Origin of the sequence: Antarcticirhabdus aurantiaca, from assembly GCF_009765365.1 — a bacterium.
In the GTDB taxonomy this organism is placed as follows: domain Bacteria; phylum Pseudomonadota; class Alphaproteobacteria; order Rhizobiales; family Rhizobiaceae; genus Antarcticirhabdus; species Antarcticirhabdus aurantiaca.
Map to the genome: position 1 here is coordinate 1 of NZ_VTOM01000017.1, position 15508 is coordinate 15508.

The 15508-nt window shown below is 64.6% G+C and carries 11 protein-coding genes and 1 pseudogene; 7 read left to right on the top strand and 5 right to left on the bottom strand.

Annotation, left to right across the window (positions count from 1 at the left end; genetic code table 11):
* Positions 1–262 precede the first annotated feature (262 nt).
* From FZN60_RS18900 to FZN60_RS29000, 5 genes and pseudogenes are all read left to right on the top strand, one after another.
* Positions 263–2086 (top strand): hypothetical protein, encoded by a 1824-nt coding sequence (locus FZN60_RS18900; RefSeq protein ID WP_158875066.1) that lies wholly within the window; start codon positions 263–265, stop codon positions 2084–2086.
* A 2-nt stretch (positions 2087–2088) separates the two neighbouring features.
* A complete protein-coding gene (locus tag FZN60_RS18905; RefSeq protein WP_158875067.1) occupies positions 2089–4542 on the top strand; it encodes a site-specific integrase in 2454 nt (817 codons plus the stop codon).
* Positions 4535–4996 carry a hypothetical protein gene (locus FZN60_RS18910; RefSeq protein ID WP_158875068.1) on the top strand — a complete coding sequence of 154 codons (462 nt, stop codon included), beginning with the start codon at positions 4535–4537 and terminating at the stop codon, positions 4994–4996. Before FZN60_RS18905 ends, FZN60_RS18910 begins: the two co-directional genes overlap by 8 nt.
* An 80-nt stretch (positions 4997–5076) precedes the next feature.
* A complete protein-coding gene (locus tag FZN60_RS18915; RefSeq protein ID WP_158875069.1) occupies positions 5077–6633 on the top strand; it encodes a site-specific integrase in 1557 nt (518 codons plus the stop codon).
* Between the two features lie 10 nt (positions 6634–6643).
* Positions 6644–6877: pseudogene (locus tag FZN60_RS29000) on the top strand (potassium channel family protein); the annotation flags it as partial.
* Here FZN60_RS29000 and FZN60_RS18925 read toward each other — a convergent pair.
* Positions 6878–7639 (bottom strand): ABC transporter permease, encoded by a 762-nt coding sequence (locus FZN60_RS18925; RefSeq protein ID WP_158875071.1) that lies wholly within the window; start codon positions 7637–7639, stop codon positions 6878–6880.
* On the bottom strand, positions 7636–8589 hold the full coding sequence (locus FZN60_RS18930) for an ABC transporter ATP-binding protein (RefSeq protein ID WP_158875072.1): 954 nt from the start codon (positions 8587–8589) through the stop codon (positions 7636–7638). The genes FZN60_RS18925 and FZN60_RS18930 overlap by 4 nt, the downstream gene beginning before the upstream one ends.
* Positions 8590–8761: 172 nt before the next feature.
* Here FZN60_RS18930 and FZN60_RS18935 point away from each other — a divergent pair, with 172 nt between their 5' ends.
* Both FZN60_RS18935 and FZN60_RS18940 read left to right on the top strand, forming a co-directional pair.
* A complete protein-coding gene (locus FZN60_RS18935) occupies positions 8762–9301 on the top strand; it encodes a TRAP transporter small permease subunit (RefSeq protein ID WP_158875073.1) in 540 nt (179 codons plus the stop codon).
* Between the two features lie 41 nt (positions 9302–9342).
* A complete protein-coding gene (locus FZN60_RS18940) occupies positions 9343–11100 on the top strand; it encodes a TRAP transporter large permease (RefSeq protein ID WP_158875074.1) in 1758 nt (585 codons plus the stop codon).
* A gap of 216 nt (positions 11101–11316) precedes the next feature.
* Here FZN60_RS18940 and FZN60_RS18945 read toward each other — a convergent pair whose 3' ends face one another.
* The 3 genes from FZN60_RS18945 to FZN60_RS18955 all read right to left on the bottom strand — a co-directional run bounded on the left by FZN60_RS18945 (position 11317) and on the right by FZN60_RS18955 (position 15098).
* A complete protein-coding gene (locus FZN60_RS18945; RefSeq protein WP_158875075.1) occupies positions 11317–12264 on the bottom strand; it encodes a quinoprotein dehydrogenase-associated putative ABC transporter substrate-binding protein in 948 nt (315 codons plus the stop codon).
* 14 nt (positions 12265–12278) lie between these two features.
* The gene (locus tag FZN60_RS29005) at positions 12279–13049 is read right to left on the bottom strand and encodes a cytochrome c family protein (protein ID WP_246726971.1); all 771 of its coding nucleotides are present in this window, start codon (positions 13047–13049) and stop codon (positions 12279–12281) included.
* Between the two features lie 165 nt (positions 13050–13214).
* Positions 13215–15098: a methanol/ethanol family PQQ-dependent dehydrogenase gene (locus FZN60_RS18955; protein ID WP_199266605.1), complete on the bottom strand. Its 1884-nt coding sequence runs from the start codon at positions 15096–15098 to the stop codon at positions 13215–13217.
* Positions 15099–15508 lie beyond the last annotated feature (410 nt).

The window sequence follows — 15508 nt, forward strand, 5'->3', positions numbered from 1 at the left end:
CCCGCAGGGCCATCATCGGGTCGGTCATCGGTGGTCTCTCGGTTCGGGGTTGGCTGTCGCAACCCGATCCTAACCGGCAACCGCCGATGACCGCCTCTCAGCTACACCACCACCTGGGACACGACCCTCGACCGGGCTAAACGCGAAGGCCCCGGGTCGACGATCGCTCCTGACGCCTAGAGATGATTGGGAACAAAAGTTCGATGGCGCGCTCGTCGCGAAGGTGCTCGCCGGGCAGCAAAGCGCCAGGAGAGGCGCGGCCATGTTTCTCTCCTGGCTCCACGACAGTCGATCCGGTTCGAGGGCCGGCAAGGTGCGCGCGGCGTTCGCCCATGACGATCCGGTTCCGCTGTTCGGCGACGTGGGCCACGAGATCGCGTTCGTAGAGACGTTCAAGGAGTGGCGCGACGCGGTCCTAGCCGCGCCTGGTCCGATGAAAAGGTCGAGCCGCCTCCAAACGATCGGCAACGCGAAGAAGCTTTTTCAAGACATTGCCGAAGCCGGACATCGAGGCATTCCGCGCAACTTCAGGGCGTCATGGATACGCCTGCCCGCACTTGGCGAGGAGGCAGACTCTCCAAGCCTTGGCGAGGCTCCCTGGCCGGAATTGGCGGACCTAAAGGGAGCTGCCCGAGAGGAACATGCGCTCAGCCTCGTGCGGGCGGACTTCCTCGATGAATTCCTGCTCCAGGAGAGTTTCTTCCACTTCGGCCAATCGGTGCTGCGCGGAGACACGCCTCATGGAACCGACCCTGAAGCGCGAGGCGTGATCCGCAACGTCCTCCTCGGCTATCTCCGCGTGATCGGCGATGGCCCACAGGTCGGCGACAGGGCTACGCGTATCATACCGCAGGCGCACCCCATCCGGTCGCGGGACCTCTGGCTTCGCGCCGGTGGCCCGGATCCGCACGCGCTTACGAGCGGCAATCGCATGTACCACATGGCTTGCCTGGCGGCGGTGGGACCGAGCGCGTCGATGGCGGACGCCGTCATGGGTGTCCTGCTGTGCGACACTGGATGGAACGTGCAGCCGACACTCGACCTGAGCAGGAGCTGCTTTGTCTTCGTGTCGGAGGATGGCGCCCAACTCGCGTCTTCGGCGTTCTTGAGCAGCTTCAAGAACCGGGCCGGCAAGCTCGTGCTGTCCTATCTGGAGCGGACAGCCCTTACCGATCCAAGCTGGCGGGCAACCGCACTCCCGTTTTGGAACGAGACGGTGGAGGAACTGGATCCACAGGGCGGACTCGATGGTCACGCATTCCTCGGCGAACGCGGCGAGGACAGCGTCCTAGGCGGCCTTGATGTACTGAGGCGCTACATGGCCATGACCGAGATCCTCAGGAGCCGGTGCCCGGCAGTCAGCGGATGCGAGGCCATGTGGCTGGCACTCACCGACAGGTGGCGGGTGCGGTCGTACGGGTGCGACGGGAATGGCACGAAGCCGCGCCCCATGGGTTATCCTCGAGCGAGGGTTCTGTCGCGCAAGGGCTTCACGCGCCGCGCGATCAGGAAAAGCGTACTGCTCATCCGGCAGCGCGAGTCATCCTCGATGTCCGCTGCGGCGTCCTATGCGGGGCATCAAGGCAAGTCGACGATCATGCCTCATTACATGAACACGCTGCCGATGAACGCCGAGTTGGACGCGAGCGTGCGAACCTATCAAGACTCTTTCCAAGCCGTTCTCGTGCGGGCCCACGACCAGGATGCCGTTTCGATGCGCCTGGGCATGACGCCCCGCGAACTCCAGGAACTCCGAGAAACGGCGGAACGCTCGGGGGTGGCTCTCATCCTCGGCTTCTGCGACGACGACCCTGAGGCCGAGGATGCGCCCGGGCTCCACTTCCGGCCGGAGCCCGAGGCACTCGGAGAATTGTACCTGTGTCATCTGGCGCTTCGGCGCATGCAGACATTCTACCTGAACCGCCTGCGGTTCCGACAGCGCTTTCTACCGCTGCTAGGCCTAATCAAGGCCTTGGGTCGGATGGTTTTCGAGAAGCACCTCGGACCAGCCTACTGGAGCGCCGCCCGCGCCGTCGCTTCCAAGCTGCGCGCGGGCGAAGTCGCCATCCCGGCGTTCGAGGACTGACGATGCAGGTCATCGACGCGAGCGCGGGAGAGCCTGCGCTCTCCGCATATGGGGACCTTTGGTACGTGGTCGCAACGAGGCCTTCCAGGGCCTCGAAGGTGAAGTTCGAACGGCCCTTCACCGATCTTTCCCATAATGTATGGTACATCCAGACCGAAGACCCTGAGAAGGTTGTCGACGCGATAAAAGAGGTGCACTTCGAGCACGTCGTTGCCGAAGGCGGATCTCGACTATGCGATCCACGCTTTTCCCGTGATCTCGTCACCGCGAAGATTCTCGTCGTCGAAAGCCTTCGCGGCCACTACATGCGCCCTGTCTCCGCAGACGTGGTGCTTGATCGATTACTTCATTTCACCTGGAACGTAAGGTGGCGGAACGCCCTTGGCATTACTAGAATGTCTTACATCAACGCAGCATTGTTCGACCAACATTGCGAGTTGATTGAGAACGAGGGCGTTCAAGGCTTGGTACCCATCGCCGACCGCATTTCGCGCATGGAAGCCGAGGTGCGCCAGGGCACGGCGGCATGGCCAACCTATCGTATCCATCAAAAAACGTTCTTGGATATGACGGCAGTCGCTGACGAACTGGGCATGCCGGTTGCCATGCTCAGGCGGACGCGCCCGCGATCCCTTCTGATGGCTGCCATATCCCGGACTTCCGCCCAATCGCCCCCGATCGCGGGTGACAATGATGATGGCGGCGGCAATGAGCCCGGCGAATTGTCGGCGGAGAAACTTACCTACACGTCGGCGTTGCGACGCCTGCACGTATGGAAGGCATTGTACGAACTTTCCACTTTTGGTCTGCTTCATCATGACCCACTCGGTTTCGACCCCTTCGCGGAGGTCGACATGAGCGCACGGGCCAGGCAGATCGGGACGACCGACGAGGCGAGGACGGACAACATCGAACCCGAGCAGTGGCTTGCCTTGATGGATGGCGCGGCTCGCTGGGTCTTGGACTACGGAGAGCCTCTTCTAAAAATAATCGAGGAGTCAAAGGAACTCAATACATCCATCCTCGGAGGCACAAGCAAGGGACGTTCGCGTAGTCGGGTAGTCGAATTTAAGGGCCGCGTCCAGCATGTAATCGACAAGTACTGGAGATCGTCGAAATCAACCCTCCCGCCGCTCGCACCAGTTTGGCGGCGCAGCAACACCTGGATGGAGGAGGATGAGAGGATTCCGTTAGATCTGGCTCTCACACTTCTAGTGACGGCTTGCTTTATCCTGATTGGCGGTCTCTCCGCACGACGCAAATCGGAGATGCGGAGTCTTCAGGTCGACTGCACCTGGCAGGATGCATTTGGCAACTGGTGGTTGTCATGCTACATTTTGAAGACGCTTCGCGATATCGACAAGATCCCGGTACCCGCATCGGTCGCAGCGGCGGTGCGGCTGATGGAGACGATCAGCGCGCCGACACGCCGGGAGACCGGCAAGCGGTGGATCTTCAAGGTCAGCCGCCCCGCCAAGTTGCCCGGAAGCGTTAACAGGACCAATCTGGAACTTGATTTCTCGGAGTCGATCAACGTCTTCGCCAGGATTATCGGCGTCCCCTCCCTTCCCAACGGAACAACCTTCCATTTCGCCATTCATCAGTTGCGCCGAGCGTTTGGTATATACTACTATCACGGTAACCGATTTGGCAATCTCGATGCATTAAGCCGCTTTCTGCGTCACTTCGACCCTGAAATGACAAGGAAGTACATCACCGGAGTCATGCAAGGAGCATTCTTGAGCATGGCGGAGGCCATCAAGGCTCGGCTGAAATCTCGAGCCAACGCCCTGAACAAGGCAAAGCTTCCCGATCACGCAACGACGGAAAAGCAAATCGATAAGGCGCTGCGCGAACTTTCGCAGCGCGCGCAGGCTTTCGAGGAAGTCCGGCAGGATGCATACGTCACGCGCACCTTGGATGTCTTCGATGGGGCAGAGTCGCCCATCGGCCTCGGTGCGGCTCGGCTTTATGACGACTTGGAACGGATGGCCACCCATGCACGGACCCGCATCACCATAGGTGGTAGGTCGAACGCGCCTCCTGACGAGGTGCGCGCTTCCTTGGCTGCCGATTTGAAGCGTGTAGCGCGGACCCGACACCGCGAGCCCGTTCCCGGGGGCCATGCTCATTGCGCCTTCGAACCCGGCAATTCCGAACATATCGCGGATGCTCGATGCCTACGTGAGAAGTGCGCCAGGTTGGGCAGCATCTCGGATGACAGTCCCGACTACGCCTTCGCCACCGTCGACAACTGCACCACGTGCGTTCACGGCATCCTTTTCTCGGAGAACCAACGCGTTCTGAACGAGAGAACGGCAAGGCTCGCCGTCGTGGCAGCGACTGGATCCTCGCAGGAAGTAAGTCGCGCCGCGGACCTGAAGTTCAAGTCTATCAAGGCCGGCGTGGCGGCGGCACGACTTGCGGTGTCCGGCAAGGGGCGGCTCGATGGCTGACAAGGAGCGCGACCCGTCCAAGTCGCCGAGGCGCCGACGCGAAGCCACTTTCGAAGCCCTCAAGATGAAGGTGCTGCTTCTCGAGGACTGGGCGAAGAACGGCCTCCCGTACCAAGCGACCTATCCCAGGGATCAGAAGGCGCTGCGCGAATGGACGGGCCCCAATGGGACCTTCGCGACCTGGAAGGACCCCACGATCGAGCGCTCGGGAGAAGGGGGCAAGTACCCAGATTGGGGTAAGCGATTTCTGAAGGCGGTCGACGATCTCGGCAAGCGCGGGAGCGAGCGCGACGCCGAACTGCGTCAGGCGGAAGCCGACCGGGACCGCTATGCCGCAGAGAACCGAGCCCTCCGCATTCAGAATGCCGACCTGATTGGTCAAGTCGATGCACTCGAGCGCGCCAACCGCTTCTTGAAAGGATTGGCCTCCGCGCGAGAAGCCTCGCGATCATGATCCCAAGCCCCACCCACGGGGTGTCGGAGTCGAGCCGCAAGCCACATTGCCCTTCCCCATGAACCTCGCTGGAGACTTGGATGACACGGCTGGAGCACGAGATCGAATTCGCCCCACCGGGGTTTCGCTGGAACGGACAGGACGCGGAGGGCCTGCCGCTGATTGCCGATGTGGATGGAACGATATGCGTGCCCCTCCTGCGGTTCTTCGGCTGGTCGCGACGCTACAAGCGCGTAAAGATCTCCTCGATGAAGCCCGAAGCCTACGTTCTTCGCGAGTGGTGGCATCACCTACACTCCATCGGACGCATGTGGAACGACGTCGACGACAGGGTACTGAACGAGTGGAGAGAGCTTCAAAAAACCGAGTTGAACGAGAAGGGTCGACGGGTTCGCAACGATCGGTCCGTGGCTCGGAAGATGGAGATCGTATTCACCTTCTATGATCGAGCGATGGCTGCCACCATAGGTGAGTTCGACCTGGTCAGCACGAATGGCCCGATAACTTGCAGTGAGCCACTCAACATATCCGAAAAGCTGGCGAGGAAGTTCGGGCTCCGAACAGCGCGCACTTGGGCCTCAGCCGACAAGGCCAGTTATTCGACCAAGAAGCGTGCAACCCCGGACGACTCCGCAGTGTCGGTGATCCTCGCGCATCTACGCAGTTCTGCCGCTGACGTCGGCTTGTGCGAGCGAAATTGGTGCATCGGCCGTGCCATGAGCGACTGTGGATTGCGTGCAATGGAGGTAGCGGGGCTCACCATTCAAGCACTTGAGGAGGGTTTGGCAAAAAAGGGGATTGTGGTCTCCCAACACACCAGAGCATTAGGCAACCGCCCCGTTCGCCTAGATGAGCTAGACGAGACAGACGAGCGCAGAACCCACATCATCAATGCACTACGACTACTCAAAAGAAAGCACCATGAAAACATACATATCCCCATAAAAGGGAAGGGCGACAATGAGCGAGAGGCACCTTTTCCAATCGATTACGTAATGGATTTACTTGAAAATTACATCTGGTCCAGCAGGCAAGATTTGATAAGGGCAAAGAGCCAATTGCCACCCGATGCGGTGTTTCTGTCTGACAGCACAGCGACCGCCCTTGGCAAGGGGGCAATCGGAAATCTAATGAAGAAGGCATTCAAGGCCAAGAACATCTCTGGTAGTGGGCAGCGCCTGCGAGCATACTTTGGCCATAGCATCGCATCGCGTTATTGGAGCGAGTTCTACGCAGGCAACGGCTTCCGCTGGGACCAGACAGTCGAAAACATGACCCTGGACATGGTTGCGGAAGCGCTTGGGCATAAGTCAGTCAGTACCACGGTCAGATTCTACGTCGAGACCGCGATGGTAAGCTTTTTCAAACTGCCGGGTAAAAGCGCTCTTCCAGAGCTTCGAGAAATCTCAAAATTGTTCGCAAGGCATCACAGATCCCTTGACAGACGGCATTACCGCAAGATCGCAGGGATCGTTGAGCGAATGGCAGCGCAGACACCCGGCTTCGAGGACGTCCTTGATGCCCTTCTGGCCGACCCAGACTATGCGATGCAGGACGCGTCCAGAGCAGTGGCCGCGGCCTTGCAGCCGATGGCCTCACCTCAACACTCGCTTCAGCTTGTGCCCAAAAACGCCTAGATGCGAAAAGGTGACCACGACCGGCTACGGCGACATCACGCTGCCCGGCCCCTGGGGCAAGCTGACGGCCATCGTGATCATGATTATCGGGATCACGCTGTTCGTGCGCTTGGCGCAGGCGATCTTCCGGCCGGAGAAGGTGTTCTTCACCTGTCCGAAATGCGCCCTGACCCGGCACGACCCGGACGCCGTCCACTGCAAGCACTGCGGCGAGGTGCTGGCGATCCCCGACGAGGGCGCCTGATCAGCTCTTCAGGCGCCAGCCCGTGCGGAAGATCGCGACCACCGCGGCAAGGCAGAGGCCGAGAAAGACGAAGGTCATGACGAGGCTCACCGTCACCGACACGTCGGCCTGCCCGAAGAAGCTCCAGCGAAAGCCCGAGATGAGGTAGACGACCGGGTTGAGGAGCGACACGTCCTGCCAGAACTCGGGCAGCATGCGGATGGAGTAGAAGGCGCCGCCCAGGAAGGCGAGCGGCGTGACGATCAGGAGCGGCACGAGCTGCAGCTTCTCGAAGCCGTCCGCCCAGATGCCGATCACGAAGCCGAACATCGAGAAGGTGACGGCGGTGAGGACCAGGAACAGCAGCATCACGAGCGGGTGCTGGATGCGAAGATCGACGAAGAGCGCGGCGGTCAGGAGAATGATCGCGCCGAGGATCACCGATTTCGTCGCCGCCGCCCCGACATAGCCCGCGACGATCTCGAAGGGCGAGACGGGCGCGGAGAGGATCTCGTAGATCGTGCCGGAAAAGCGCGGGAAGTAGATGCCGAAGGAGGCGTTCGACAGACTCTGCTGGAGGAGCGAGAGCATCACGAGGCCCGGCACGATGAAGGCGCCGTAGGACACGCCCTCGACCTCGGGGATGCGCGAGCCGATCGCCGCGCCGAACACGACGAAATAGAGCGAGGTCGAGATGACGGGCGAGACGATGCTCTGGAGGATCGTGCGGCGCCAGCGGTTCATCTCGAAGACGTAGATCGCCCAGATGGCGGACAGGTTCACGAGCGGGCCTCCTTCGGCGCGGCGCCATTGTCGGACACGAGGCCGACGAAGATTTCCTCCAGGCTCGACTGGCGGGTCTCGAGGTCGCGGATGCGGATGTTCTCGCGCGACAGGTCGGCGATGAGCGTCGCGATGCCGGTGCGCGGAGCGTTGGTGTCGTAGGTGTGGACGATCGTGGTTCCGTCCGCCCCCAGGTGGAGGCCGCGGTCATCGAGCGCCGGCGGCAGCGCGGACAAAGGCGCGTCGAGCGTCAGGATCAGCTCCTTGTGGCCGAGCTTCTCCATCAGGCGGCTCTTCTCCTCGACGAGAAGAAGCTGCCCGCGGGCGATGACGCCGACGCGGTCGGCCATCTCCTCGGCCTCCTCGATGTAGTGGGTGGTGAGGATGATGGTGGTGCCGTTCTCGCGCAGGCGCCGCACCACCTCCCACATGTCGCGCCGCAGCGTCACGTCGACGCCGGCCGTCGGCTCGTCGAGGAAGAGGAGCTCGGGCTCGTGCGCGAGCGCCTTGGCGATGAGGACGCGCCGCTTCATGCCGCCCGACAGCGTCATGATCTTGGAGTCCTTCTTCTCCCACAGAGACAGGTCGCGAAGCGTGCGCTCGACGACGGCGTCGTTTCGCGGCTTTCCGAAGAGGCCGCGGGTGAAGGACACCGTGTCCCAGACGGTCTCGAAGGCGTCGGTGGTCAGTTCCTGCGGCACGAGGCCGATCATCGCCCGGGCGGCCTTGTAGTCGCGCCGGTTGTCGTGGCCGCCGACGGTGATGGTGCCGCCGGTGAAGGACACGATGCCGCAAACGGCCGAGATCAGCGTCGTCTTGCCCGCCCCGTTGGGGCCGAGCAGGGCGAAGATCTCGCCGCGGCGGATGGACAGGTCGACGCCCTTCAGCGCCTCGAAGCCGTTCTTGTAGGTCTTCGACACGCCCGACAGGACGAGGATGGGATCAGACATGGGAATCGCCTTCCGCGAGAGCGCGGCGGAACATAGGCAGGACGACATAGGAAGGGAACGGCCGGGGTCGGTGGAAAAACCGTTTCAAATTCCGCGCGGGATGGCATAACCGGGCGACGGGGGATCCGGGCGGTGCGGTGTGGGGCCGGGCCGCGGTCACGGGGGGAGGCTCATGGGTGCGCTTCTGGCGTTCAGCCGCGGCGTCGACCGGCTCAATGCCGGCTTCGCGGCGGTGGCCGACTATCTCGTTCTCTTCGCCGTCCTGATCTCGGCCGGCAACGCGCTCCTGCGCTATACGCTGAACATCTCGTCGAACGGCGCGCTGGAGATCCAGTGGTACATGTTCGCCGGCATGGTGCTGCTCGGGGCGAGCTATACGTTGAAGATGAACGAGCACGTGCGCGTCGACCTGATCTACTCGCAGCTCTCGACGCGCGGCCGGCTGATCCTCGACATCGCCGGCTTCCTGATCCTGTTCCTGCCGGTGATCGGCTACCTCTTCACGCTGACCCTGCCCTTCTTCCTCATGTCCTTCCGCTCGGGCGAAGGCTCGATGAACGCGGGCGGGCTGATCCTCTGGCCGGCCAAGGCGACGCTGCCGCTCGGCTTCGGGCTCCTGTTCCTGCAAGGGCTGTCGGAGGTGATCAAGCGGGTGGCGGCGCTGAAAGGGCTGATCGTCCTCGAAACCAAGTACGAGAAGCCGCTGCAGTAAGCGGCCGCGCCAGATCATCGACTCGGGGGACACGCGCTTTCATGTTCGAATACGGACCGATGCCGCCGCTGATGTTCGGCGCGATGATCCTCTTCCTCCTGATCGGCTTTCCCGTCGCGTTCTCGCTGGCGGCGGTCGGGCTGCTCTTCGGCGTACTCGGCGTCCTCAACGACCACTTCAACCCATCGCTGCTCGCCGCCCTCCCTTTCCGCTTCTACGGCATCATCTCGAACGACCTGCTGCTGGCCATCCCCTTCTTCACCTTCATGGGGGCGGTGCTGGAGCGCTGCGGCCTCGCCGAGGACCTTCTCGAAGGCTCGGGCCAGCTCTTCGGCAAGGTGCCGGGGGGCCTCGCCTACGCCGTCGTCATCGTCGGCGCGGTGCTGGGCGCCATCACCGGCACGGTCGCGGCCTCGGTGATCGCGATGGGCGTCGTGTCGCTGCCGGTGATGATGCGCTACGGCTACGACAAGCGGATCGCCACGGGCGTCATCGCCGCGTCCGGCACGATCACGCAGGTCATCCCGCCCTCGCTGGTCCTCATCATCCTCGCCGACCAGCTCGGCCGCTCGGTCGGCGACATGTATGCCGGCGCCATCGGCCCCTCGCTCCTCCAGATCGCGCTGTTCCTTCTTTTCATCCTCGGCGTCTCGATCGTCGCGCCGCATAAAGTTCCGCCCCTGCCGCCGGAAGCCCGCACCAAGAGCGGCCGCGCGCTGCTCTGGCAGGTCGCCAAGGGCATGGTGCCCTCTCTGGCGCTGATCTTCCTCGTTCTCGGCACGATGTTCATGGGGCTCGCGACGCCGACGGAAGCCGGCGCCATGGGCTCGGTCGGCGCGATCCTGCTCGCAGCCGGCCACCGCCGCCTGTCCTGGCCGCTGATCCGCCAGGCCATGGCGATGACCATGCGCCTCACCGCCATGGTGGTCTTCATCCTCATCGGCTCCACCGTCTTCTCCCTGGTCTTCCAGGGCATGGACGGTGGTCACTGGATCGAATACCTCCTGTCGCACATTCCCGGCGGCGTCGTCGGCTTCCTGATCTTCGTCAACATCTTCATCTTCTTCATCGCCTTCTTTCTCGACTTCTTCGAGATCGCCTTCATCATCGTGCCGCTGCTGGCACCCGTCGCCGATTCGCTCGGCATCGATCTCGTCTGGTTCGGCGTCCTCCTCTGCGTGAACATGCAGACGGCGTTCATGCACCCGCCCTTCGGCTTCGCGCTCTTCTACCTGCGCGGCATCGCGCCGCCGACAATCAAGAGCTCGGACATCTACCTCGGCGCGATCCCCTGGCTCGGGCTTCAGCTGGTGCTCGTCGCCATCCTGATCCTCTGGCCGCAATCGGTGACCTACTTCCTGAAGGAGGAAGTCGTGGTCGATCCCTCGACCATCCAGCTCAACGTGCCGATGCCGGGCGACGCGGGCGCGAACCCGTTCTCGACGGGCGGCGGCGCTGCGCCGAGCTTCGGCAGCGGCGCGGCCGCGCCGAGCTTCGGGGTGGCACCGGCACCGAGCTTCGGGGGCGCTACGCCGGCGCCCGCGCCGGCTCCCGGCGGCGCCGCGCCGGCGGGCGCGGGTCAGGGCAACGCGCTGCCGGCCCCGAGCTTCGGTGGAACGCCCGCGCCGAGCTTCGGTGCGACGCCGGCTCCCAGCTTCGGCGGCGCGGCGCCCGCGCCTGCTCCGCTGGAACGGTCAGCGCCGCCCGTGCCGGCGCCTGGCGCGAACGCTCTGCCCGCGCCGAGCTTCGGCTCAGCGCCGGCCCCGAGCTTCGGTGCGCCGGCACAAGCCGAACAGTAGGAGCAAACAACAGCTTCGCAGGACGAGGCGCATCCCCTCGCCCGCTTGCGGGAGAGGGTGCCGAGCGCAGCGAGGCGGGTGAGGGTGTCGGCCGCGCAAGCGGCCAAGCAAAGAACCGTCGACGTCGCGCTCCTGAGGAGCCACCCTCATCCCCCTGCCGGGACCTTCTCCCGCCGGCGGGAGAAGGGAGCAGCTTTGGGGTGACGGCTTGTCGCCCTACCCGCCGCCCTGCCCGGTCGCCGGGGTCACCGGCTCGTCGGCCGGGCCCGCCACGCCCGTTTCCACATCCGCTGGCGCCGCCGAGGAGTTCGCGATCGGGCGGCCCGCATCGTCGAACAGGGGAACGCCGTAGGAAGCGAGGATGCGCTGGAGTTCGGGCTCGTTGGCGGCGATGAAGCGGTTGAGCGTGCGCTTCCATTCCTGATCGGAGGCCCGCACGCCCATGGTGATGCGGAACACCGTCGCGGGCAGCGTCGGCTGCTTGGCGATGGGCGCGATCTGGAAGTTCCCGCCTGCCTTCCTGGCGTAGTAGCCGCCGATCGGGCCCCACATCACGGCAGCATCCGTTTCGCCCTTCATCATGTCGGCGATCATGTCCTCGCCGACATTGGTGAGGCGCGTGTCGACCATGAGCTGATAGGGCTTCGCCCGCCCGATCAGGCCGGCCTTGGCGAGGTAGGTGGCGGCTGGCGTTCCCGCGACGACCCCGACGCGCTTGCCCTTCAGGCGCTCGTCGTCAAGCGAGGTGACGCCCGCCAGATCCCCGTCGGCGGGCACGATCAGGACGTAGGCGGTCGTGTAATAGGCATTGGTGTTCTGGACGAGCTCGTCGCCTTGCGGATAGCTCATGATGACGTCGCAGTCGTAGGCGCCGAGCGTCATGCGCACGAAGCCGGTGGCCTGCGGGAAGTAGGTGTAGGCGACGCGCGCGCGGCCGAGCTTCTCGGCGAGGAGCTTGGCCACCGCCTGCTCGAAGCCTTCTTCCTTCTCGTTGGAAAAGGGCATGTTGTCCGGGTCGGCGCAGACGCGCAGGACGTTCTGGTCGACGAGCTCGATCTCGCTGCCGAACTCGCGGTCTTGCGCCGCGGCCGGGACGGCAAGCGCCGCGGCCAGGGCGAGAGCCCCGGCCGCGGCGGAGAAGCGGGTGTACGGGCCGGCGCGCATGGCGCGGATCCCCCTTACTGGCCGAGGCACGCGTATTCGGCGTCCTGGGCTTCCTTGTTCTTGACGTGGGGCTTGGGCTCGCCGCGGCCGATGGCCCCGTCGGCGCGGCCGCGCAGGTAGACGTAGATCGCGTCGAGCGAGCACATGACGTTGGGATCCTCGCCCCAGGCCGGCATGATCGAGTTCACCGGGTGCCACTTGTTCTGCTGGCCGGACACGATGATGCCGGCGAAGTCGAAGTAGTTGATGCGCTGGAGCGATTCGGTGAGGTTCGGCGCGAAGGACGAGCCCGCGCCGTCCGGGCCGTGGCACTGGAGGCAGTTGGCGCCGAACTTCTTGTAGCCGCGCCAGGCGAACCAGTCCGCCCCTTCCGCCGAGATGTTGTAGGTCGGGTTGCCCGCGGCGTCGACGAACATGCCGTTGGCGCCGGTCGGCTGGCCGGCATTGCCGCTGGCGGCCGAATCGGCGGACGGATGCGCGTCGAGCTGCATGCCGCCCGTCGGCGGCGCCTCGGCAGCGGCCTGCTGCGTTTCCTCGGGAGCGGCGGGAGCCGTGGCTGCGGCGGCGGCTCCGCCGGCCGCGGGGGCCGGCGCGGCCTGCGCGGCCTGGGCAGGCGCGGGCGGTGCAGGCTGGGGCGCCGCGGGAGCCGGCGCGGGCGTGGCGCCCGGCGCGGTCTGCCCGGCGGGCACCACCGTCACGCCCGCGGCGGGCGCGCCTTGCGCGAGGGCGAGGCCTGCGGTGGACAGAAGCACAGCACCGGCGCAGGCAAGGATCGTCTTCGGCATGAAAACCTCTCGGAGGCGAAGGGGTTCGGGCGCGGGCGCGTCCTCGAGCGGCGCACCGCCTCGTTCAGGCGGGCGGCAACGCCCTGGCCTCGGGCCCCGCATCCTCGGACAAAACGGGTCCCGGCCGGGGCGCGGCCGGGACCCTTTCGCGGGCGTTCCGCGGCTTCAGTTCGCCGCGGGAGCCGCGGGAGCTGCGGCCGGCGCGGCGTTCGACGCCGTCTGGTCGGGCACGGTGAAGACGGTGAGCTGTCCGCCGAGCGCGGTGTACTTCGAGAGCGAAGCGTAGCCGCCGACGGCGCCCAGGCCCGCATTCGGATCGGTCAGGCCGGCGGCGAGACCGATGCCCGCCCAGCCGCCGATGCCCGAGAGCACCGCGACGTACTGCTGGCCGCCATGCTCGTAGGTCATCACGTTGCCGATGATGCCGGACGGGGTCTTGAACTTGTAGAGCTCCTCGCCCGTCTGCGAGTCCACCGCCTTCAGGTAGCCTTCGAGCGTGCCGTAGAAGACGATGTCGCCGGCGGTGGCGAGCGCTCCGGACCAGACCGAGAACTGCTCGGGCAGCGACCAGACGATCTCGCCCTTGCCCGCGTCCCAGGCGATGAAGTTGCCCATGCCGCCGTGGCTGTTGGGGGCCGGGAACATCGACAGCGTCGCGCCGACATAGGGCTGGCCGGCGGTGTAGGCGACGCGGAACGGCTCGTAGTCCATGCAGACGTGGTTGGTCGGCACGTAGAAGAGGCCGGTCTTGGGCGAGAAGGATGCGGGCTGCTGGTCCTTCGTGCCGAGCGCGGCCGGGCAGATGCCCGTCGTGTTGACGTCCTCGCCGTTGAACTCGGTCGAATACTGATCGACCACCTGCGGCCGGCCGTACTGGTCCGAGTTCGGATCCATGACGACTTCGGTCGCCCAGTTGACGGCCGGGTCGTACTTCTTGGCCACCAGAAGCTCGCCCGTCTCGCGGTCGAGCGTGTAGGCGAAGCCGTTGCGATCGAAGTGGACGAGAGCCTTCCTCTGCTGGCCGCCGACGTCGATGTCGGCGAGGATCATCTCGTTGACGCCGTCGAAGTCCCACTCGTCGTGCGGGGTCATCTGGTAGACCCACTTGGCCACGCCCGTGTCCGCGTCGCGGGCCATGATGGTCATGGACCACTTGTTGTCGCCGGGGCGCTGGGCCGGGTTCCAGGTCGAGGGGTTGCCGGTGCCGTAGTAGATGAGGTTCAGCGCCGGGTCATAGGCGTACCAGCCCCAGGTGGTGCCGCCGCCGATCTGCCACTGATCGCCTTCCCAGGTCTTGATCGAGGAATCCGGACCGACCGGCTTGCCGAGCGACATCGTCTTTTCCGGATCGAACAGCATCTCGGCGTCCGGGCCCGTTGAATAGGCGCGCCAGGCCTGCTTGCCGTCGGCGAGATTGTAGGCCGTCACCGAGCCGCGCACGCCGAACTCGCCGCCGGAAATGCCGATCAGCACCTTGTCCTTGAACACCATCGGCGCGGCGGTGCCGGTCTCGCCCTTGGAGGCGTCGCCGTTCTTCACCGACCAGATCTGCTCGCCGGTGTCGGCGTTGAGCGCGACGACGGTGGTGTCGGCCTGATGGAGGATGATCGTGCCGGGCTGACCATTCGCGCCGGGAGCGTAGGCGACGCCGCGGTTGACGGTGTCGCAGCACATCACCGGGATGACGTTCGGGTCCTGCTGCGGCTCGTACTTCCACTTGATCGCGCCATCCTCGTTCAGGTCGAGCGCGTAGACCATGTTGGGGAACGGCGTGTGCACGTACATCGTGTCGCCGACGACGAGGGGACTGCCCTCGTGGCCGCGCAGGACGCCCGTCGAGAAGGACCAGGCCGGCTGCAGGTCGCCGACATTGTTCTTGTTGATCGCGGCCAGCGTCGAATAGCGCTGGTTGGCGTAGTTGCCGGTGGGCTGCACCCACTGCTTGGCATCACCTTCGAGCTGGATCAGGCCCTCGTTCGCCGAGGCGACCGAGCCGAGCCCGACCATGAGGCAGGACGCCAGCATGGCCTTCGTCATCATCTTCAGCATAGCGTTCCTCCCATAGGTCCATTCGGTCGACCGCCCCGTCGCGTCCACGCGCGGCGGGGTGCAGTCCATGGCGATCCTGGGGAAGGTTTCCGGCAGCGTGTCACGACCACCATAGGGGTCTTGGTGGGCACCGTTGAGAGACGCCCTACCGTAGCCTTCGAGCATCGTCGGTGCTCCCAACACCGACGACCTTGAAGCCGGAAACCATGGGAGGATGCTAGAGCGGGAAATTTTCCCGCGCAAGCGCCATTTGGAAGATTCGTTATGTGCAACGCACAATGCGCGCGCGGTCGCACGGCAGAGCGCTGTTGAGGGTCAAGCATTTCCCGCGAAACGCCGCGGGCCGAAACACCCGGAGCTTGCACCAAAGTCGGAACATGCGAGTGCTGTCCTTGCCGATACGTCAACCG